The organism is Kitasatospora sp. NPDC089797 (genome assembly GCF_040684795.1).
In the GTDB taxonomy this organism is placed as follows: Bacteria; Actinomycetota; Actinomycetes; order Streptomycetales; family Streptomycetaceae; genus Kitasatospora.
This window is the reverse complement of the sequence record NZ_JBFBGS010000010.1, coordinates 133,363-153,021: the sequence shown is the minus strand read 5'-3', so window position 1 is coordinate 153,021 and position 19,659 is coordinate 133,363. Positions and strand designations below refer to the sequence as shown.

Genomic DNA, 19,659 nt, shown 5'->3' with positions numbered 1-19,659 from the left:
CTGCGGCCGCTACCGTGCCTCACCGGGCCGGGCGTACGCCGCACGGGTAGCCTGGGCCGGACGTGCGCCCCGGCACGCCCCGCGGGGCCGCCGGCGGACAGGGCCAGTCGAGCGAGTCGAGGGAGTTCATGGCAGGTCCAGGTACCCGGGTCTTCATCTCCCATCTCTCCGCCATCGCGGTCTTCGACCCGAACGGCGACCAGGTCGGACGGGTCCGGGACGTGGTCGTCTCGCTGCGCCTCGGCGGTCGCCCGCCGCGGGTGCTCGGCCTGGTGGTCGAGGTGGTCGCCCGGCGGCGGATCTTCCTGCCGATGACCAGGGTGACCAGCCTGGAGTCCGGCCAGGTGCTCACCACCGGCCTGATCAACCTGCGCCGCTTCGAGCAGCGCCCGGCCGAGACCCTGGTGCTCGCCGAACTGCTGGACCGCACCCTCACCCGGTCCAAGACCGGTGAGGAGGTCACCGTGCTGGACGTCGGCATGGTGCAGACCCGGCTGCGCGAGTGGGAGGTCAGCAAGGTCTTCGTCCAGGTCGGCCGGGCCTCCCGGCTGCGCAAGGGCAAGGGCGAGCGGCTGACCCTGGACTGGCAGGACGTCACCGGCTTCGCCCTGCCCGAACAGGACCAGGGCGCGGCCAACCTGCTCGCCACCTTCGAGCAGCTGCGCCCGGCCGACCTCGCCAGCGTGATGCACCACCTGTCCGCCAAGCGCCGCGCCGAGGTGGCCGCCGCGCTGCCCGACGAGCGGCTCGCGGACGTCCTGGAGGAGCTGCCCGAGGACGACCAGGTCGAGATCATCGGCAAGCTCCAGGAGGAGCGGGCGGCCGACGTCCTGGAGGCGATGGACCCGGACGACGCCGCCGACCTGCTCTCCGAGCTGCCCGGCGACGAGGCCGAGCGGCTGCTCGGGCTGATGGAGCCGGAGGAGGCCGAGCCGGTCCGCCGGCTGCTCTCCTACGAGGAGGACACCGCGGGCGGTCTGATGACCACCGAGCCGATCGTGCTGGAGCCGGACGCGACGGTCGCCGAGGCGCTGGCCCGGATCCGGATCCGCGACCACAAGCCCGCGCTGGCCGCCCAGGTGTACGTCTGCCGGCCCCCGAACGAGACCCCGACCGGCAAGTACCTGGGCGCGGTGCACTTCCAGCGGCTGCTGCGCGAGCCCCCCTACGTGCTGGTCGGCTCGCTGGTGGACGACGACCTGGACGCGCTGCCCCCGGACACCCCGCTGTCGCTGGTCACCAGCTACCTGGCGACGTACAACCTGGTGGCCGCGCCGGTCGTGGACGAGGCCGACCACCTGCTGGGCGCGGTGACCGTCGACGACGTGCTCGACCACCTGCTGCCCGAGGACTGGCGCGACGCCGCGCTGCACGCCCGGGACGACGAGGACACCCGGCACGACGAGAGCGAGGAGTGACCGGTGGACGGTGACCGCAACGGACGGCCGGGCGACTCCGCGCGCCGGCGCCTGCAGGGCGAACTGCGGGAGCTGCGCCAGCTGCGCGAGCTGCGCACCCGCGAGGGCAGTGGCCGGGACCGCCTGGAGACCTCCCCGATCACCGGCTCCAACCGCACCCGGCTCGACCAGCCGCGCACCGCCCGGCCCGGCCTGCTGACCCTGCCGTCCTACGACCCCGAGGCCTTCGGCGTGCTGTCGGAGCGGATCGCCCGCTTCCTCGGCACCGGGCGGTTCATCGTCTGGATGACGGTGCTGATCGTCGTCTGGGTGCTCTGGAACACCATGCTGCCGCCGGACGTGCGCTTCGACGAGTACCCGTTCATCTTCCTGACCCTGGTGCTGTCGCTCCAGGCCTCGTACGCGGCGCCGCTGATCCTGCTGGCGCAGAACCGGCAGGACAACCGGGACCGCGTCAACATGGAGCAGGACCGCGCCCGCAGCGACCGCAGCATCGCCGACACCGAGTACCTGGCCCGCGAGGTCGCGGCGCTGCGGCACGGGCTCGGCGAGGTGGCCACCCGGGACTTCGTCCGTTCCGAGCTCCAGGCCCTGCTGAAGGAGATGGACGAACGCCGGGACGCCTCCGAGGCGTTGTGACCCTCGGCACGCTACCGGCCGGTTAAGCGGTTCGCCCGGCGCCGTACCATCAAGGCATGGCCAACGAGACAGAGGTCGCGGCCGGCGTCACGGAGGAGTCCGTACGCCAGGCGCTGGCGACCGTCAACGACCCGGAGATCAACCGCCCGATCACCGAGATCGGCATGGTGAAATCGGTCGGGATCGCCGAGGACGGCGCGGTGCACGTCGCGGTCTACCTGACCGTCTCCGGCTGTCCGATGCGCGACACCATCGTCACCCGGGTCCGCGAAGCGGTCGGCCGGGTGCCCGGGGTGACCGGCGTCGAGGTCGAGCTCGACGTGATGAGCGACGAGCAGCGCAAGGAGCTCTCCCAGCTGCTGCGCGGCGGCGCCCCCGAGCGGGAGATCCCGTTCGCCAAGCCGGGCACGCTCACCCGCGTCTACGCGGTCGCCTCCGGCAAGGGCGGCGTCGGCAAGTCCTCGGTGACCGTCAACCTGGCCGCCGCGATGGCCGCGGACGGGCTGAAGGTCGCCGTCGTGGACGCCGACATCTACGGCCACAGCGTGCCGCGCATGCTGGGCGTCGAGGGCCGGCCGACCCAGGTCCAGGACATGATCATGCCGCCGCAGGCGAACGGCGTGAAGGTCATCTCGATCGGCATGTTCACCCCGGGCAACGCCCCGGTGGTCTGGCGCGGCCCGATGCTGCACCGCGCGCTGCAGCAGTTCCTCGCCGACGTGTACTGGGGCGACCTGGACGTGCTGCTGCTGGACCTGCCGCCCGGCACCGGCGACATCGCGATCTCGGTGGCCCAGCTGGTCCCCAACGCCGAGATCCTGATCGTCACCACCCCGCAGATGGCGGCCGCCGAGGTGGCCGAGCGGGCCGGCACCATCGCGGTGCAGACCCACCAGAAGATCGTCGGCGTGATCGAGAACATGTCCGGCATGCCGTGCCCGCACTGCGACGAGATGATCGACGTCTTCGGCACCGGCGGCGGCCAGACCGTCGCGGACGCGCTCACCCGCACCGTCGGCGCGACCGTCCCGGTGCTCGGCTCGATCCCGATCGACGTCCGGCTGCGCGAGGGCGGCGACGACGGCCGCCCGGTCGTGCTCGCCGCCCCGGACTCCCCGGCCGGCGCCGCCCTGCGCGCCGTGGCCGGCAAGCTCGGCGGCCGCCAGCGCGGACTGTCCGGGATGTCGCTCGGGCTGACGCCCAAGAACAAGTTCTGATCCGACCGTCCCGCCCCGTCGGCCCGGGGAGGGACGAGCGGTACCACGAGGGGCCGGGCGCTGCGGCGCCCGGCCCCTCGTGGTGTCCGTACGCCCTTACGGGCGGGTGTAGCCGCCCAGGTCGGGGACGGTGGCGAAGCCGACCCCGTAGGCGCTGACGCCCCGGCCGAAGGCCCCGAGGAGCACGCCGGGGGCCTCGCCCGCCAGCACCCAGCCGTACTCGGACTCGCGGTAACGGAAGGGCTGCGGCAGGCCGTTGACGGGCAGGCTGAGCGGGGACCAGCCGGGGCCGGCCAGATCGTCGGCGAGGTCCCAGGCCAGGTTGCTCTGCTGGTCCAGCCAGTCCTGGCGCAGCGCGCGGTCCAACTGGCCGGGCCAGGTCGCGGCGAGCAGCCCGGAGCCGGCCAGCCAGGCGGCGGAGGAGGCGGAGGTCGCCTCCAGCGTGCCGGTGTTGTCGGCGCTGCGGCGGCTGTCCCGGCGGGCCACGGTGACCACGACGGCGAACTTCCGCATGTCCCGCGGCTCGTACTGCTTGGCCGGCTCGTCGCCGTGGCCGAGGGTGCCGTAGTCGACGCTGCCGGCCGCCCCGCCCCGGGGGCCGCCGGCGCCGGCCTGCATCAGGTAGCGGCGGCCGGTCCAGCCGTCGTCCAGGCCGTACCAGGGGAAGTCGGCGGACAGGTAGGGCAGCAGCGGGTCCGCCGGGCCGGCCTGCCCGCCGACCACCGGGCCGCCGGCCGTGACCGTCGCCCCTCCCGCCTGACTCGTCGCGTCCATCCCCGGGCCTCCTCAAACGCACGTGTGCCTGCCGTGGCGCGCTCCCATGGTGGCGCACCTCGGCGTCCCCGGTGGCCGTTCCTGGTCCGCGCGGACGCGGATGTGACGGACGGCTCAGCGGGAACAATCAGCACAATAGCGGCGCACACGCCGCCGCCCCGCTCAGCCGGGCGGCCGGGCGGGGCGGTGACGGACGCGCCCTACGTCGCGTCGGGGTCGAACGGGGGCCGCTCGCCGGGCTGCAGCGGGGCTCCGGCGGAGGCGGGCGCGGGCGCGGCCTTCTCGAAACTCACGCTGCCCGCACGGCCGTTCACCGGCACCGCGGGCTTGTCGTCCAGGACGGAGCGGATGTCGAGCGACTCCTTCATGTCCTTCAGGCCCAGCGGGTCCTCCTGGTCGCCGATGAGCTGCTTGCGGACGAAGGTCTTGGGGTTGAGGTCCTCGAACTCGAAGTCCTTGAACTCGGGCCCGAGCTCGCTGCGGATGTCCTCCTTCGCGGTGTCGGCGAAGGAACGGATCTTCCGGATGAAGCCCATGGTGTCCTGGATCAGCTTCGGCAGCTTGTCCGGGCCGAAGATGACGATCGCCATCACGATCAGGGTCAGGATCTCCAGCCCACCTACGTCGCTGAACACCTTTGCTCCCTAGCTCGCCGGACGACGGTTCCTACAGGGTAATGGCCACCGGCGGGTCCCTGGTCCACAGCGGGATGAAGCCGTGGTAAAGACCAGCCGGTGGCCAGGGGCCGAAGTCCGGTGCTCAGCGGATCTGCTGCCGCAGCGCGGCGATGTTGCCCGGGTAGCGCTCCGGCGAGGAGGACGGCTCGGCGTCGCGGGTGGCGGCCACCGGGCGGCCCTGGAAGTCCACCGGGACCTGTGCGGTCATCGGGACCAGGCCGGTGCGGCCGGTGCCGCCGACCGGGCTGACCGTGGTGCCGTGCTGCTCCTCGCCCTGGGTGAGCCCGCCGACGCCGCCGAGGGTCACCGCGGCGACCGAGAAGGCACCCGCGGCCGCGAACACCAGTCGGCGCCCGCGCGCCGCCGAGGGCCGCGCGACGGCCGCGGCGGCGGGCTGCGGCCGGGCGGGGGTGCGGTCGGGCCGGGCGGCGGCCTCCGGGCGGCCGGTGCGCCGGCCGATCAGCGGGCGCAGCACCGAGCCGCGGCCGAAGGCGCGCGGGTCGACCCCGGGCAGCGGGCTGTCGGCGCCGAGCGCGCCCGCGCCGAAGGAGGCGCCCGCGCCGCGGCCGAAGGAGCCGCCGTTCAGTCGGCTGCCACCGAGCGTGCCGGTGACGTTCACTCCGCCACCGGGGAGGTCGTCGTCGTCGCGGCCGCGGCCGCGGGGCCAGCCGGCGTCCGCCGGGGCGTCCTCCGGGAGGCTGCCGACGGCCATCAGCCGGGCCATCAGGGCGGAGGAGGGGCCGGGGGTGTCGGTGCGGGTCAGCAGGTGCTTCACGGACCGGCTCTCGTCGGCCTCGGCCTTGCACTGCGGACAAGTCGCCAGGTGGGCCAGCACCCGCTCGCGGGAGTCGTGGCCGAGTTCGCCGTCCAGGAAGGCGGACAGCCGGTCGCCGAGGTGGTGCTCCTCGACCGCGGGTTCGACGGGCCGTACCGGCACCGCGCGCAGTGCCGTGTCGGCGGGCAGCGGGAGGGCGGCCGCCAGGGGGTCACCGGGCTCGCCGCCCGCCGGGTCCCCGGTGCCGCGACGGCCCGGCAGTGCCCAGCTCCGCCAGGCCGAGGACCGTTCGGACGCATCCGAACGATCCGGACCGGACCAGCTGGTTCCGCTCACGATCGCCTCCGTCCGCGCCCGCCCGGCGCGGCCGCGACCTCGGCGACGGCGCCCACCGGGACCGGCTCCTCCGAGCCGCCGCGGCGCTCGCGCCCCGGGGCCGAGCCGGGCGCGCGGTGCTTCAGCGCGGCGCGCAGGTGGGAGCGGCCGCGGTGGATGCGGCTGCGGACGGTGCCGAGCTTGACACCCAGCGTGGCGGCGATCTCCTCGTAGGACAGGCCCTCGATGTCGCACAGCACCACGGCGGCGCGGAACTCCGGGGCGAGGGTGTCCAGCGCCTGCTGCACGTCGGCGTCGAAGTGGGTGTCGCTGAAGTGCTGGGCCGGGCTGGGCTCGCGGGAGGCGAGCCGCTCGGCCGCGTCCTCGCCGAGCGCGTCGAAGCGGATGCGCTGGCGGCGGCGGACCATGTCCAGGAACAGGTTGGTGGTGATCCGGTGCAGCCAGCCCTCGAAGGTTCCGGGGGTGTAGGTCGACAGCGAACGGAACACCCGGACGAAGACCTCCTGGGTGAGGTCCTCGGCGTCGTGCTGGTTGCCCGTCAGGCGGTACGCGAGGCGGTAGACGCGGGCGCTGTGCGCCTCGACGATCTCCTCCCACGTGGGCGGAGTCCAGCTCTGCGAGTCGGGACCCTCGGCGAAGGTCGCGAGGACGGGGGCCTCGGTGGTGCCGGCGGCCGACGGCGCGGCGGCGGGCTGGTCCTGGTCGGAGTGCGCAGGCTGGTTCATCACGGGCTTCGGCGTACGGGCCGACGCGGTGCCGCGGGAGTGCCGCCGCACAGGGACGTCGCCCTCGGCCACACCTCCTCGGTCGGCTCTTCTGCCCAGCAGGGCCACCACCATATCCACCTCACCCGTCAAGCCCGGATAAAAGTGCCCGGGAGGTCTTGCGCACCCGGTCGTGAGTGACAACGGCCCGCCGCCGTACGCGGTTCCCGCCCGGCCAGTAATCTGTGCCAGGAAATATCGACATCCCCCGGCACCGGGCCGCCACCCGGGGCTCCGAAAGAGGCAGCCATCAGCGAGTTCGGGCCCGCGCGCGCGGCCCTCGCCGACACCTACGTGGGCGAGGACGCGGTGCTGACCTACGCCCGGGCCCAGTCCGCGCGGACCGGGATACGGGCCATCGGACCGAGCGGCGGGGCCTGCCTTCGGCTGCTCGCCGCGGCCCTGGACGCCAAGGCGGTGGCCGAGATCGGCACCGGCACCGGGGTGTCCGGGGTATACCTGCTGCGCGGGATGCGGCCGGACGGCGTGCTCACCACCGTCGACTCCGAACCGGTCCGCCAGCAGCTGGCCCGCGAGGCCTACCAGGCGGCCGGGTTCGCGGCCAACCGCTCGCGGTTCATACCGGGCCGGGCCCTGGAGGTGCTCCCCCGGCTCGCCGACGGCCAGTACGACCTGGTGTTCTGCGACGGGGACCCGGCCGAGTCGCGCGAGTACCTGCTGGAGTCGCTGCGGCTGCTGCGGCCGGGCGGGATGGTCTGCTTCGAGGGGGTCTTCCAGGAGGGCCGGCTCGCCGAGCCGGAGCTCCAGGACCCGCAGACCGGCGCCGTCCGGGACCTGGTCCGGGACGTGCGGGAGAGCGACGCGCTGCTGCCCGCGCTGCTGCCGGTCTCCGACGGGCTGCTCTGCGCGGTCAAGCGCTAGCGTCCCGCCGCCGGGAGGGCCCGGCGGGGGAACGCACGGGCCCGGGCCGACGCGATGTCGTACCCGGGCCCGGCACTACGTCTCCAGGAGACGACGAGCACCTGCTGCGGTCAGCCGGTGACCTTCTTCAGGGCATCGCCCAGGGCGTCGGCCTCGTCAGGCGTGAGCTCCACCACGAGGCGTCCGCCGCCTTCGAGCGGAACGCGCATGATGATGCCCCGTCCCTCTTTGGTGACTTCGAGCGGGCCGTCACCCGTCCGCGGCTTCATGGCCGCCATGCTCGTTCCCCTTCCTGCAACCGCTCAGCTACGCACCGGCAGTCCGTCCACCGCCGGTATCGAACGCATTGATCGGAAGCCATTATCCCGCATGCCACGGCCTGATGACCAACATCACTCTCGGCGCAACCACGGCCGGACCGGCCGCAACCACCGCAATTGGCGCCATAAGCCCCGGCGTGGCGGTGGTGACGGCACCACTGGAAGGTGCGATACCTCACACTCCCGGCCCGCCCCGGGCTCCGGCATCCTGGCACGACACCGACCCGACGATCGTTGAGGGAGCCCTCACCCATGTCCGATTCCGTGCTGTACGAGCTGGACGGCGGCCTGGCCGTCATCACCGTCAACCGCCCGGAGGCGATGAACGCCCTGGACGTGGCCACCAAGGTGGCGCTGCGCGACGCCGTGACCGAGGCGGCCGGGAACCCGGCCGTGCGGGCCGTGCTGCTGACCGGGGCGGGCGAGCGGGCGTTCTGCGTCGGGCAGGACCTGAACGAGCACCTGGCGCTGCTGAAGCGGTTCGAGGAGACCGGCGAGGGCGCGCTGCGGACCGTCGCCGAGCACTACAACCCGCTGACCCGCGCGCTGGCCGGGATGCGCAAGCCGACCGTCGCCGCGGTCGGCGGGGTGGCGGCCGGCGCGGGCGCCTCGCTCGCCTTCGCCTGCGACTTCCGGATCCTCTCCGACCGGGCCGGCTTCAACACCGCCTTCGCCGGGATCGCCCTGACCGCCGACTCCGGCGCGTCCTGGACCCTGCCCCGACTGGTCGGGCACGCCAGGGCCACCGAGCTGCTGATGCTGCCCCGGACGGTCAAGGCGGCCGAGGCGATGGACCTGGGCCTGGCCACCAAGGTCGTCCCGGCCGAGGAACTCGCCGCCGCCGCACGGGCCTTCGCCCGCGAGCTGGCCGAGGGCCCGACGCTCGCCTACGGCGCCATCAAGGAGTCACTGGCGTACGGCGCCTCGCACTCGCTGGACGAACTGCTCGACAAGGAGGACGAGCTGCAGACGCTGGCCGGGGAGAGCGAGGACCACCGGATCGCGGTGCGCGCCTTCATCGCCAAGGAGAAGCCGAAGTACGTCGGCCGCTAGGCGCTAGGCCGGCCGGGCCCGGCCGGCCTAGCGCTTGCGCTGCTTGCGGCCGGTGCGGACGTGGCAGTCCGCCAGGTGGTCGTCGACCAGCCCGCAGGCCTGCATCAGGGCGTAGGCGGTGGTCGGGCCGACGAAGCGGAAGCCGGCCTTCTTCAGCGTCTTCGCCAGCGCCGTCGACTCGGGGGTGACGGCCGGGACCTCGCCCAGCGTGCGGGGGGCCGGCCGGTCCGGGTCGGCGGCGAACTGCCAGATCAGCGCGTCCAGGCCGCCGTCCAGGTCGCGGGCGACCCGGGCGTTGGCGATCGCCGCCTCGATCTTGGCCCGGTTGCGGATGATGCCGGCGTCGGCGAGCAGCCGCTCCTTGTCGGCCTCGCCGAACTCGGCGACCTTGCCGATCTCGAAGCCGGCGAACGCGGCCCGGAAGCCCTCCCGGCGGCGCAGGATGGTCAGCCAGGACAGGCCGGACTGGAAGGCCTCCAGGCAGACCCGCTCGAACAGGGCGTCGTCACCGTGCACCGGACGGCCCCACTCGGTGTCGTGGTAGGCCCGGTAGTCGTCGGTGGAGTCGCCCCAGCCGCAGCGGCGCAGGCCGTCCGCGCCGAGCACCGCGCCGTCGCCGGCGGGCTCGCTCACCGGTCCGTCACCGGCTTCGCGTCCTCGGTGGCGGGGGCCGCGGCCGGCCGGACCACCTCGGCGAACGCCTCCAGGCCGGGCAGCGGTTCGGCGGCCGGGTCGGGCACCGGGGACGCCTCGACCGAGCCGCGCAGGTGGGCGGCGGCCTCCAGCTCGGCGATCCGCGTGTCGCGGTAGGCGAGTTCGGCGCCGAGGCGGTCCAGGACGTCGTCCACCTCGTCCATCCGGTAGCCGCGCACGGCCATCGGCAGGCGCAGGTCGTCCACGTCCGTCTTGCTCAGCGGGCGGTCCTGCGGCAGCCGGGCGGCGATGCGGTCCGGCACCGCCTCCGGCATCGAGCCGCCCCCGCCGAGCGCCACCAGCGCGGCGCCGCCCACCACCACGGCCATGGCGACCACGATCACCCAGAACACGAGCTGTCCTCCCGAACTCCCGGTCGGCCTCCGCCAGGGGGCCAGGGAACCGGGCTGATCATGACAGCATGGTCCCTAGTGAGGCCGGGGGCCATCATCGCACCCGCAGGAGCTGTGGAGGAGACATCGGTGGCACTGCGCCTGGGACCGCGCGAATTCGGTGACGACGAGCTGGTGATCATGGCGATCGTGAACCGGACCCCCGACTCGTTCTTCGACAAGGGCGCGACCTTCGCCGACCAGGCCGCGTTCGCCGCCGCCGACCGGGCGGTGGCCGAGGGTGCGGCGATCCTGGACATCGGCGGGGTGAAGGCCGGCCCCGGCGACGAGGTCACGGTCGAGGAGGAGCTCCGGCGCACCGTGCCGTTCGTGGCCGAGTTGCGCAGGCGCCACCCCGGCGTGGTGATCAGCGTGGACACCTGGCGGCACGAGGTCGGCGAGGCGGTCTGCGAGGTCGGCGCCGACCTGCTGAACGACGCCTGGGGCGGGGTGGACCCGAAGCTCGCCGAGGTGGCCGCCCGGTACGACGCCGGGCTGGTCTGCACCCACGCGGGCGGCGCCGAGCCGCGCACCCGGCCGCACCGGACCGGCTACCAGGACGTGATGGCGGACATCCTGCGGGTGACCGTGGGGCTCGCCGAGCGGGCGGTGGAGCTGGGCGTCCGCCGGGACGCGGTGATCATCGACCCGGGGCACGACTTCGGCAAGAACACCCGGCACTCGCTGGAGGCGACCCGGCGGCTGCCGGAGATGACCGCCACCGGGTTCCCGGTGCTGGTCTCGCTCTCCAACAAGGACTTCGTCGGCGAGACCCTGGACCGCCCGGTGAACGAGCGGCTGCTCGGCACCCTGGCCACCACGGCGGTCTCGGCCTGGCTGGGCGCCCGGGTCTACCGGGTGCACCAGGTCGAGGAGACCCGCCAGGTGCTGGACATGGTCGCCTCGATCCGGGGCACCCGCCCCCCGGCGGTCGCCCGCCGGGGGCTGGCCTGAGAGCCCTCTTTCGGCCGCTCGGCTCGCCTCCGGGGCGCTCGCGGCGGTCGCTAGATCCCGTCGGCCGGCCGACGGGCCTCGGCGAGGATCTTCAGGACCTCGTCGACCTCGTCGGTGATGTGGAACAGCTCCAGGTCGTGCGGGGCCGCCTTGCCCTGCGCGACCAGGGTGTTCTTCAGCCACTCGTAGAGGCCTCCCCAGTAGGCGCTGCCGTAGAGGATCACCGGGAAGCGGGTGACCTTCTTCGTCTGCACCAGGGTGAGCGCCTCGAACAGCTCGTCCAGCGTGCCGAGCCCGCCGGGCAGGACCACGAAGCCCTGGGCGTACTTCACGAACATCGTCTTGCGGACGAAGAAGTAACGGAAGTTCAGCCCGAGGTCGACGAACTCGTTGAGCCCCTGCTCGAAGGGCAGCTCGATGCCGAGCCCGACGCTGAGGCCGCCGGCCTCCGAGGCGCCGCGGTTGGCGGCCTCCATCGCGCCCGGGCCGCCGCCGGTGATCACCGCGTAGCCGGCCTCGGCGAGGGCCCGGCCGATGGTCACCCCGGCCTCGTACTCCGGCGAGTCGGCCGGTGTCCGGGCCGAGCCGAAGACGCTGATCGCGGGCGGGAGTTCGGCGAGGGCGCCGAAGCCCTCGACGAACTCGGAGGTGATCCGCAGCACCCGCCACGGATCGGTGTGCAGCCAGTCGGTGGGTCCTGTGGTGTCCAGCAGCCGCTGGTCCGTGGTGCTGGTGCCGACCTGGTCCCGGCGCACCAGCACCGGGCCCTTCTGCTTCTCGGGCCAGGCCTTCTTCTTCCGCGGCACGCCGACCTGCTCGGGGCCGTGTCCGTAGTGCTTGTCGTCTCCTGTGCCTGTCATGACGAAACCCTACGCCGATCTTCCCCCGTTTTCAGGCAACGGGGGAAGGTCGGTTGGGCGACCGGAAGGTGGCGTTCGACCGCCGGGTGGTCGGTCCCGAACGCTTCGATTCAGCTGGTCAGCCAGGTGCGCAGGCGTTCCTCGGTCTCCGCGATGGCGGTCAGCGAGCAGTGCTCCTCGCGCTTGTGGGCCAGGTTCGGGTCACCGGGGCCGTAGTTGACCGCCGGGACGCCGAGCGCGCTGAACCGGGCGACGTCGGTCCAGCCGAACTTGGCCCGGGCCTGGCCGCCGGTGGCCGCCAGGAAGGCCTGCGCGGCGGGCTGGGAGAGTCCGGGCAGGGCGCCCGGGGCGAAGTCGGTCACGGTCAGCTCGAAGCCGTCGAAGACCTCGCGGACGTGCTTCTCCGCCTCGGCCTCGCTGCGGTCCGGCGCGTAGCGGAAGTTGATCGTGACCACGCACTCGTCCGGGATCACGTTGCCGGCCACGCCGCCGTCGATCCGCACCGCGTTGAGGCCCTCGCGGTACTCCAGGCCGTCGATCTCCACCCGGCGCGGCTGGTACTCCGCGAGCCGGGTGAGCACCTCGGCGGCGTGGTGGATGGCGTTGTCGCCGAGCCAGCTGCGGGCCGCGTGGGCGCGCGTGCCGGTGAGCCGGATCTGGGCCCGCAGGGTGCCCTGGCAGCCGCCCTCGACCATGGCACCGCTGGGCTCCATCAGCACCGCGAAGTCGGCGGCCAGCCACTCCGGGCGGTCCTTGGCGAGGTGGCCGAGGCCGTTGCGGTGGGCCTCCACCTCCTCGCAGTCGTAGAACACGTAGGTGAGGTCGCGGTTGGGCTCGGTGAGGGTGGCGGCGAGCCGGAGCGCCACCGCCACACCGGACTTCATGTCCGAGGTGCCGCAGCCGTAGAGCAGGTCGCCCTCGACGTGCGACGGCAGGTTGTCCGCGATCGGGACGGTGTCCAGGTGGCCGGCCAGCAGGACGCGCTCGGCGCGGCCGAGCCGGGTGCGGGCCACCACGTTGTTGCCGTAGCGGTCCACGGTCAGGTGCGGGTACGCCCGCAGGGCGGCCTCGACGGCGTCGGCGAGCGCCTGCTCGTCGCCGCTCACCGAGGGGAAGTCGACGAGCCGGGCGGTCAGCGCGCCACCGTCGATGGTCAGGTCCAGGGGCGTCGGGTTCGGGCTGCTCATGGCGTCAGCCTATCGGCGGGGCCGTGCACTCCGTGTGGTCGTTCTGTGACCAGGAACGCCCGGCGATCGGCAACCGGAGTGCGCCGCACATCCGTCCGAGTGGGTACGGTGTCGGATCAAGAAGGTGGGCTCGAGAGGGGCGATGGTGGCCAGGAGAAAGCACAGCGATGAGCTGGGCGAGGAGCTGGGCGACGAAGTGGTGCCCCGCCGCGGTCCGGTGCGCGCGCTGCTGCTCGTACTGGTCGGGCTGCTCGGCCTGGCGATGGTCGCGGGCCTGGCGGTGGTCGGGATCTGGTGGTTCGGGTTCCGGCAGAGCGCGTCGGAGGAGTGCACGGTGAAGACCGCGGCCGGCAGCGGGACGCTGGAGCTGCCGCAGGCCGCCAACGCCGCGACGATCGCCGCGGTGGCGCGCTCGCGCGGGCTGCCGGACCGGGCGACGGCGATCTCGCTGGCGACCGCGATGCAGGAGTCCAAGCTGCGCAACCTCGCGGGCGGGGACCGGGATTCGATCGGCCTGTTCCAGCAGCGGCCCTCGATGGGCTGGGGCACTCCGGACCAGATCGCGGACCCGGTGTACGCGACCAACAAGTTCCTGGACGGTCTGGTCAAGGTCCCCGGCTACACCCGGATGCCGCTGACCGACGCGGCCCAGGCGGTGCAGAAGAGCGGCTACCCGCAGGCGTACGCCAAGCACGAGACCAAGGCGACCCTGCTCACCTCGGCGCTGGCCGGCCGGGAGCCCGCCTCGTTCACCTGCGTGGTGAAGGACTACGCCAAGCCGGACCCGGGCGACTCGCCGTCGCCGACCGCGGGCGCCTCGGCCTCCCCGGCCGCGCAGCCGGACCGCACCCAGGTGCTGTCGGACCGGGTGCGGCGGGAGTTCGGCCGGACCGTCTCCGCCACGGCGGGCTACGCCTCGACGATCAAGGGCGCCGAGAACGCCGTCGCGCTGACCCCGGACCCGGCCGCCGCCGCGCTGACCACCTCGGCCGACGCCGGGGCCGACGCCGGCGCGGCCGCCGAGCGGGCCAGCGGCTGGGAGGTGGCCCACTGGGCGGTCGCCCAGGCCCAGCAGCTGGGCGTCGCGACGGTCGCCTACGACGGGAAGATCTGGCGCAAGACCCAGTCGGAGGACGGCTGGCAGTCCCAGACCTCGGGCACCTCGACCAAGCTCGTCCAGGTCACCCTGGCGCCGTACGGCAAGGGCTGACGGACAGGTGTTCGGGTAGCCGCCGGACGGGTGATTCCGGTCAACTCCGGTGGACCGGCCGCCCGTTCCGGCGGCGCCCGGCGGTGAACCGTCACTCCCCTTGACCGGGCCGGTCCGAGGGGGTCCGGAGGGGCCCGGAGCAGGCCCGCGCTGCGGTCGTACGATCCGATGGTCGGTCAGGCACTTTCCTTGCGTCGGCCGAAACCTTCTGGCTTCTCAAGCGGTAACAACGTCGTCCGCCAGGTCCTGTCCGCGCCCGGATCGTCCACCCGGGCGTCCACCCGGCGGACGGGACGGACCCAGACCCCTCGAGGAGCCCCATGTCTCACCCCCTCACGCGCCGGATCGCCCAGGCCGCGCTCGTCGTGGCGGCCGGAGCGACCCCGCTGGTCGCGGCCGGCTCCGCGTCCGCCCTGGGCGGGGACGCCCTGCTTCCCAAGAGCGACCTCGCGGCGCCGCTGGGCCAGCTGACCAACACCGACACCGGTTCCACCCTGCAGCACACCACCCACCAGCTCGGCCAGGCCGCCGGCACCACCGGCGCGGCCACCGTGGCCGCGGGCGTACCGGCCTCCGCCGACGCCGCCGGGAACATCGTCGCCCACCAGCTCCCCGAGGCGAACGAGAAGGCCAGCTCGCTGACCGCACCGGTCGACCAGACCGCCGCCACCACCGGCCAGCTGTCCGCCGTCACCCCCAAGGTCGCCTCGGCCCTGGCCGGCAAGCTCGGCGAGGCCGTCACCGGCAAGGGCATGGGCATGGGAACCCGCAGCGCCAACGCCGGCACCAGCCCGGTCGGCGGCCTCGGCCAGGCGGCCTCCCTCGCCCACGCCCTGCCCGGCGCCGACAAGCTCTCCGGCGCCGTGCCCGGCCCCGACGCCGTCACCAGCGCGCTGCCGACCAGCGCGGTCGAGCGCGCCCTGCCGCTCGGCTCGGTCGAGCACGCGCTGCCCGGCGGCCTGCCCGCCACCGACGTGCTCGGCCTCGCGGAGCACGGCTCGGCCAACCGGCTCGGCGGCGCCGACCTCGGCCCGAACAACCCGCTGTCCGGCCTCACCAACTCGCTCGGCCCGGTCGGCGGCCTGCTGGGCGGCGTGAACGGCGGCAGCATCAGCGGCCTGCCGCTCTAGTCCGCGCCGCGGCCGCGACCCGACGCCCCGGGTCGCGGCCGTCCGGGGATGCGTGAAGGGGTCGGTGTCCCGTCCGGGACACCGACCCCTTCGACGTGCCGTCAGCGGGCCGCGGTGAGCCGCTCCACGGCCGCGGCGACCCGCTCGTCGGTCGCGGTGAACGCGACCCGGACGAAGCGGCCGCCGGCCGGCCCGTAGAAGTCGCCGGGCGCCACCAGGATGCCCAGCGCGGCCAGTTCGGCCACCGTCTCCCAGCACGGGCGGTCCTGGGTCGCCCACAGGTAGAGGCTCGCCTCGGAGTGCTCGACCCGGAAGCCGTACGCCTCCAGCGCCGTCCGCAGCGCCGAGCGCCGGGCCGCGTACCGCTCCCGCTGCTCGACCACGTGCGCGTCGTCCGCCAGCGCGGCGACCGTCGCCGCCTGGACCGGCGCCGGCACGATCATGCCGCCGTGCTTGCGCAGCCCCAGGAGCTCCTTGACCACCACCGGGTCGCCCGCCACGAAGGAGGCGCGGTAACCGGCCAGGTTGGAGCGCTTGGACAGCGAGTGGACGGCCAGCAGGCCCTCGTGGTCGCCGCCGCTGACGTCCGGGTGCAGGACGGAGACCGGGTCGGCCTCCCAGCCCAGCTCCAGGTAGCACTCGTCGCTGACCAGCAGCACCCGGTGCTCCCGGGCCCACTCGACGGCACGGCGCAGCTCGTCCCGGCCGAGCACCCGGCCGGTCGGGTTGGACGGCGAGTTCACCCAGAGCAGGCGCACCCGGGAGCCGTCCAGCTCGTCCACGGAGTCGTACTCGACCGGTTCGGCGCCGCACAGCCGTGCGCCCACCTCGTAGGTCGGGTAGGCCAGCCGCGGGTAGGCGACCTGGTCGCCCGGGCCGAGGCCGAGCTGGGTCGGCAGCGAGGCCACCAGTTCCTTGGAGCCGACGGTCGGCAGCACGGCCTGCGGGCCGATCCCCGCGCCGCAGCGCCGGTTCAGCCAGTCGGCGATCGCCTCGCGCAGCTCCAGCGGGCCCCAGACGGTCGGGTAGCCGGGGGTGTCGGTGTGGGCGGCCAGCGCCTTCTGGATCACCTCGGGGACCGGGTCGACGGGGGTGCCGACGGAGAAGTCGCAGAGGCCGCCGGGGTGGGCGACGGCGGTGGCCTTGTAGGGCTCCAGCTTGTCCCAGGGGAACACCGGGAGCCGGTCGGAAACGCGGCGCGCCGCCCCCGGGTGTCCCGGGAACGGCGCGGGCGTGCTGTTGGTGTTCACAGCTCAGTAGCCACCGATCGTCAGTGCTCGGCGTTCTGCGGCGGCAGCGCGGCGATGAACGGGTGGTCCCGCTCGATCAGGCCGAGCTTGGAGGCGCCACCGGGCGAACCCAGGTCGTCGAAGAACTCGACGTTCGCCTTGTAGTAGTCCTTCCACTCCTCCGGAGTGTCGTCCTCGTAGAAGATCGCCTCGACCGGGCAGACCGGCTCGCACGCGCCACAGTCGACACACTCATCCGGGTGGATGTAGAGGGAACGCGAGCCCTCGTAGATGCAGTCAACCGGGCACTCTTCGATGCACGCCTTGTCCTTCACGTCGACACAAGGCTGCGCGATGACGTAGGTCACGCTGTCGTTCCTCCTCGGAAGGGCCTGGCGGCCCGTTCTGTTCTGCTGCCGTGCGCGGTGAGCGCGGCGTCGTCGATGCCCGCCCCTAGTATCGCGGGTCGGAGCAGGCAAATGCACAGGAGGTGGCCGGATCATGACCCGAGACCAGCTGGAACGCCGTCCGGAAGTCCGGATAGACCGCTCTGACGTGGGTCTTCGGGTGTCCGTGCGGCGCCTCTCGGAGTTCGTGGACGACCGTCCGGTGTTCCGCGATGTGATCGGCGTGCTCACATCGTGGGACGAGCACGGGCTCACCGTCGAACCCCGCTCGGGCGGGCCGGTGAGCTTCCCGGAGAAGCTGCTGGTCGCCGGCAAGGTGGTGCCGCTCTTCCCGGCCCGGCGGGCGCCGCTGCCCGCCACCACCCCGGTCGAGCTCCAGCGCACCGCCGGGCGCGGCTGGCCCGGGACGGAGCAGCAGGAGCTCGGCGCCTGGACGCTGCGCGCCGCCGCCGGGTTCACCCGGCGGGCCAACTCCGTGCAGGCGCTGGGCGACCCGGGCGTGCCGCTGACCGAGGCGCTGGCCGCCGTCCGGGACTGGTACGCGGCGCGCGCCCTGCCCGCCCTGGTCGAGGTGGTCACGCCCGGCACCGCGGACGGGCTCCGGGAACTGCTCGGCCCGCCGCGCTCCCCCACCCTGGTGCGCACCGCCCCGCTGGCCGGCCTGGCCCGCACCGGCGCCGGGCACCCGGCGGCCCCCTCGGCCGAAGGCCGGGGACGGGTGCGGCTCGCCCGGACCGCGGACGCCGACTGGATGTCGCTGTACGGGCGGCTCGGCCAGGACCCGGCGGTGCGCGAAGCCGCCCGGCAGGTGCTGCACGGCGGCCCCTCGGTCTGGTTCGCCACCGTGCCCGGCGCCCCCGGACAGCCCCCGCTGGCGATCGGACGCTGCGTCATCGACGGCCCGTGGGCCTGCTTCGGCGCGATCGAGGTGCAGCCGTACGCCCGGCGGGCCGGGCTGGCGACCGCGGTCATGGCGGTGCTCGCCGCCCGGGCGGCGGAGGAGGGGGCGAGCGGCGCCTACCTGCAGGTGGAGGCCGGGAACGACGCCGCGATCGCGCTCTATGACGGACTCGGCTTCACGACCAGTCACACTTACCACTACGCGCTCCTTCCCCAGGAGTAGCCGCCCGACCGTTCCATCCTGGTTTGTCCGCTTGTCCGTCCGTCGTACGAAGGCCGTCGCCGTCACCGTGACCGAGCAGAGCAGAGACCGCTTCCGGACCGCCGCCCGCGCCGAGCAGCCCGACCCCGTGCTGCTGTGCCTGCTCGCCGCCGCCGAGCACGACCCCGTCCTCGACCCGGGGGATCCCGGCGAGCCGCCGGGCGTGGACACCCTGCTGGCCGCCTGCGAGGCCGCGTTCGAACGGCACGCCGCGGCCGTCCGGCTGGCCGTGGCCGAACGCTCGCCGTCCGGACCGGAGGAGACCGCCGCGCTGCTCGCCGCCGTGCTCGGCGGACGCGAACGCTTCCACGGGCGGCAGTCCGACTACCGGCGGCTGGAGTCCTCGCTGCTGCCGGACGTGCTGCGGCGGCGCCGCGGCCTGCCGATCACGCTCTCGCTGGTCTGGATGGCGGTCGCCCGGCGCGCCGGGCTCACCGTCCACGGCATCGCGCTGCCCGGCCACTTCATCGTCGCGGTCGGCGGCCCGACCGGCGGCGAGGAGTACGTCCTCGCCGACCCGTTCCACGGCGGCCGGCTGCTCGACCCGGCCGACGTCGAACACCTGGTCGCCGTCTCCGGGCAGGACTTCACCCCCGCCCTGCTCACCCCGGCCCAGCCGCTGGACATCGTGCTGCGGGTGCTCGGCAACATCCGGGTCTGGGCCGCCGACCGGCCCGAGCACGCCCGCACCCAGCTGTGGGCCACCGAACTCGCCCTGCTGCTCCCCCGGCACCCGGCCCAGCTCCGGCTGGAACGGGCCGAACTGCTGGTGCGGATGGGCGACTTCCTCGGCGGCTCGGCGGAGATGGACTCCTACGCGCAGATCCTGGACGCCTTCGACCCGGACACCGCCGCCAAGGTCCGCCGGGAGGCCAGGGCGGCCCGGCACCGGCTCAACTGACCTGCCCGGCCGCCGGGTTGTCGAGACCCGGCCGGGGAGTCACAGCCAGCCCTTCTCGCGGGCGATCCGGACCGCCTCGGTGCGGTTGCGGGCCTCGGTCTTCTGGATCGCCATCGAGAGGTAGTTGCGGACCGTGCCCTCCGACAGGTGCAGCCGCCGGGCGATGTCCGCGTTCACCGCGCCGTCCGCGGCCGCGCCCAGCACGTCCCGCTCGCGCGCGGTCAGCGGGTTGGCGCCCTCGGCCAGCGCGGCCGCCGCCAGCGCCGGGTCGATCACCCGCTCGCCGCGCAGCACCCGGCGGATCGCCTCGGCCAGCTCGGAGGCGGGCGCGTCCTTCACCAGGAAGGCGTCCGCGCCGGACTCCATCGCCCGGCGCAGATAGCCGGGGCGGCCGAAGGTGGTCGCGATGACCACCTTCACCGCGGGCGCCCGGCGGTGCAGTTCGGCGGCCGCCTCGATGCCCGTCAGGCCCGGCATCTCGATGTCCAGCACGGCGACCTGCACGTCGTTCGCCAGCACCGCCGCCACCACCTCGTCCCCGCGGCCCACCTGCGCGACGACGTCGAGGTCCCCCTCCAGCCCGAGCAGCGCCGCCAGCGCCTCCCGGACCATCCCCTGGTCCTCGGCGAGCAGCACGCGGATCGAGGGGCCGTTCTCTGCGTTACCCATGGCCATGACC

22 protein-coding genes are annotated in these 19,659 nt (G+C 74.0%); 10 read left to right on the top strand and 12 right to left on the bottom strand.

All coding sequences use genetic code 11. The annotated features are described in order from the left end of the window. The first annotated feature begins 128 nt into the window (after positions 1-128). The 3 genes from AB0O91_RS10625 to AB0O91_RS10615 all read left to right on the top strand — a co-directional run bounded on the left by AB0O91_RS10625 (position 129) and on the right by AB0O91_RS10615 (position 3,274). Positions 129-1,418: a CBS domain-containing protein gene (locus AB0O91_RS10625; protein ID WP_363430058.1), complete on the top strand. Its 1,290-nt coding sequence runs from the start codon at positions 129-131 to the stop codon at positions 1,416-1,418. Between the two features lie 123 nt (positions 1,419-1,541). Further along, positions 1,542-2,057 carry a DUF1003 domain-containing protein gene (locus AB0O91_RS10620; protein WP_363430141.1) on the top strand — a complete coding sequence of 172 codons (516 nt, stop codon included), beginning with the start codon at positions 1,542-1,544 and terminating at the stop codon, positions 2,055-2,057. 56 nt (positions 2,058-2,113) lie between these two features. Continuing rightward, positions 2,114-3,274, top strand: coding sequence for an Mrp/NBP35 family ATP-binding protein (locus AB0O91_RS10615; RefSeq protein WP_363430056.1), 1,161 nt, complete (start codon positions 2,114-2,116; stop codon positions 3,272-3,274). A gap of 96 nt (positions 3,275-3,370) precedes the next feature. On the opposite strand, the gene AB0O91_RS10610 is transcribed toward AB0O91_RS10615, so the two are convergent. From AB0O91_RS10610 to sigE, 4 genes are all read right to left on the bottom strand, one after another. Further along, entirely contained in the window at positions 3,371-4,048 is a 678-nt protein-coding gene (locus AB0O91_RS10610) for a hypothetical protein (RefSeq protein WP_363430054.1), read from the bottom strand. A gap of 200 nt (positions 4,049-4,248) precedes the next feature. Next, entirely contained in the window at positions 4,249-4,683 is a 435-nt protein-coding gene (locus AB0O91_RS10605; RefSeq protein ID WP_363430052.1) for a sec-independent translocase, read from the bottom strand. A gap of 124 nt (positions 4,684-4,807) precedes the next feature. After that, a complete protein-coding gene (locus AB0O91_RS10600) occupies positions 4,808-5,836 on the bottom strand; it encodes a zf-HC2 domain-containing protein (RefSeq protein WP_363430050.1) in 1,029 nt (342 codons plus the stop codon). Then, positions 5,833-6,675, bottom strand: coding sequence for an RNA polymerase sigma factor SigE (sigE, locus tag AB0O91_RS10595; RefSeq protein ID WP_363430139.1), 843 nt, complete (start codon positions 6,673-6,675; stop codon positions 5,833-5,835). Before sigE ends, AB0O91_RS10600 begins: the two co-directional genes overlap by 4 nt. A 174-nt stretch (positions 6,676-6,849) precedes the next feature. Between sigE and AB0O91_RS10590 the strand changes: the two genes are divergently transcribed. Then, positions 6,850-7,482 carry a class I SAM-dependent methyltransferase gene (locus tag AB0O91_RS10590; protein WP_030287423.1) on the top strand — a complete coding sequence of 211 codons (633 nt, stop codon included), beginning with the start codon at positions 6,850-6,852 and terminating at the stop codon, positions 7,480-7,482. A gap of 110 nt (positions 7,483-7,592) precedes the next feature. Here the strand turns inward: AB0O91_RS10590 and AB0O91_RS10585 are convergent, their stop codons facing one another. Then, on the bottom strand, positions 7,593-7,760 hold the full coding sequence (locus tag AB0O91_RS10585; RefSeq protein ID WP_188303543.1) for a DUF3117 domain-containing protein: 168 nt from the start codon (positions 7,758-7,760) through the stop codon (positions 7,593-7,595). 294 nt (positions 7,761-8,054) lie between these two features. On the opposite strand from AB0O91_RS10585, the gene AB0O91_RS10580 reads away from it, so the two are divergent. Continuing rightward, positions 8,055-8,855 carry an enoyl-CoA hydratase-related protein gene (locus AB0O91_RS10580; RefSeq protein ID WP_363430048.1) on the top strand — a complete coding sequence of 267 codons (801 nt, stop codon included), beginning with the start codon at positions 8,055-8,057 and terminating at the stop codon, positions 8,853-8,855. A 27-nt stretch (positions 8,856-8,882) separates the two neighbouring features. On the opposite strand, the gene AB0O91_RS10575 is transcribed toward AB0O91_RS10580, so the two are convergent. Both AB0O91_RS10575 and AB0O91_RS10570 read right to left on the bottom strand, forming a co-directional pair. Further along, positions 8,883-9,488: a DNA-3-methyladenine glycosylase I gene (locus tag AB0O91_RS10575; protein WP_363430046.1), complete on the bottom strand. Its 606-nt coding sequence runs from the start codon at positions 9,486-9,488 to the stop codon at positions 8,883-8,885. After that, complete coding sequence (locus tag AB0O91_RS10570) at positions 9,485-9,901, bottom strand: DivIVA domain-containing protein (RefSeq protein WP_363430044.1); 417 nt, start codon at positions 9,899-9,901, stop codon at positions 9,485-9,487. Before AB0O91_RS10570 ends, AB0O91_RS10575 begins: the two co-directional genes overlap by 4 nt. A gap of 180 nt (positions 9,902-10,081) precedes the next feature. On the opposite strand from AB0O91_RS10570, the gene folP reads away from it, so the two are divergent. After that, positions 10,082-10,894 carry a dihydropteroate synthase gene (gene folP / locus AB0O91_RS10565; protein ID WP_363430137.1) on the top strand — a complete coding sequence of 271 codons (813 nt, stop codon included), beginning with the start codon at positions 10,082-10,084 and terminating at the stop codon, positions 10,892-10,894. A 50-nt stretch (positions 10,895-10,944) separates the two neighbouring features. Here folP and AB0O91_RS10560 read toward each other — a convergent pair whose 3' ends face one another. Then, a complete protein-coding gene (locus AB0O91_RS10560) occupies positions 10,945-11,754 on the bottom strand; it encodes a TIGR00730 family Rossman fold protein (protein ID WP_363430042.1) in 810 nt (269 codons plus the stop codon). 110 nt (positions 11,755-11,864) lie between these two features. After that, a complete protein-coding gene (gene dapE / locus AB0O91_RS10555; RefSeq protein WP_363430040.1) occupies positions 11,865-12,941 on the bottom strand; it encodes a succinyl-diaminopimelate desuccinylase in 1,077 nt (358 codons plus the stop codon). Positions 12,942-13,083: 142 nt separating this feature from the next. On the opposite strand from dapE, the gene AB0O91_RS10550 reads away from it, so the two are divergent. Next, positions 13,084-14,151, top strand: a complete 1,068-nt coding sequence (locus AB0O91_RS10550) for a hypothetical protein (RefSeq protein ID WP_363430038.1) — start codon at positions 13,084-13,086, stop codon at positions 14,149-14,151. 320 nt (positions 14,152-14,471) lie between these two features. Beyond that, complete coding sequence (locus tag AB0O91_RS10545) at positions 14,472-15,281, top strand: hypothetical protein (RefSeq protein WP_363430151.1); 810 nt, start codon at positions 14,472-14,474, stop codon at positions 15,279-15,281. Positions 15,282-15,382: 101 nt separating this feature from the next. Here AB0O91_RS10545 and dapC read toward each other — a convergent pair whose 3' ends face one another. Both dapC and fdxA read right to left on the bottom strand, forming a co-directional pair. Further along, a complete protein-coding gene (gene dapC / locus AB0O91_RS10540; protein WP_363430036.1) occupies positions 15,383-16,531 on the bottom strand; it encodes a succinyldiaminopimelate transaminase in 1,149 nt (382 codons plus the stop codon). A 20-nt stretch (positions 16,532-16,551) separates the two neighbouring features. Next, entirely contained in the window at positions 16,552-16,878 is a 327-nt protein-coding gene (fdxA, locus tag AB0O91_RS10535; protein ID WP_363430034.1) for a ferredoxin, read from the bottom strand. 133 nt (positions 16,879-17,011) lie between these two features. On the opposite strand from fdxA, the gene AB0O91_RS10530 reads away from it, so the two are divergent. Both AB0O91_RS10530 and AB0O91_RS10525 read left to right on the top strand, forming a co-directional pair. Then, positions 17,012-18,040: a GNAT family N-acetyltransferase gene (locus tag AB0O91_RS10530; protein ID WP_363430032.1), complete on the top strand. Its 1,029-nt coding sequence runs from the start codon at positions 17,012-17,014 to the stop codon at positions 18,038-18,040. Between the two features lie 67 nt (positions 18,041-18,107). Continuing rightward, positions 18,108-18,980, top strand: coding sequence for a transglutaminase-like domain-containing protein (locus AB0O91_RS10525; protein ID WP_363430135.1), 873 nt, complete (start codon positions 18,108-18,110; stop codon positions 18,978-18,980). Positions 18,981-19,019: 39 nt separating this feature from the next. Here AB0O91_RS10525 and AB0O91_RS10520 read toward each other — a convergent pair whose 3' ends face one another. After that, positions 19,020-19,649 carry a response regulator transcription factor gene (locus AB0O91_RS10520; RefSeq protein ID WP_363430030.1) on the bottom strand — a complete coding sequence of 210 codons (630 nt, stop codon included), beginning with the start codon at positions 19,647-19,649 and terminating at the stop codon, positions 19,020-19,022. Positions 19,650-19,659: the final 10 nt, after the last annotated feature.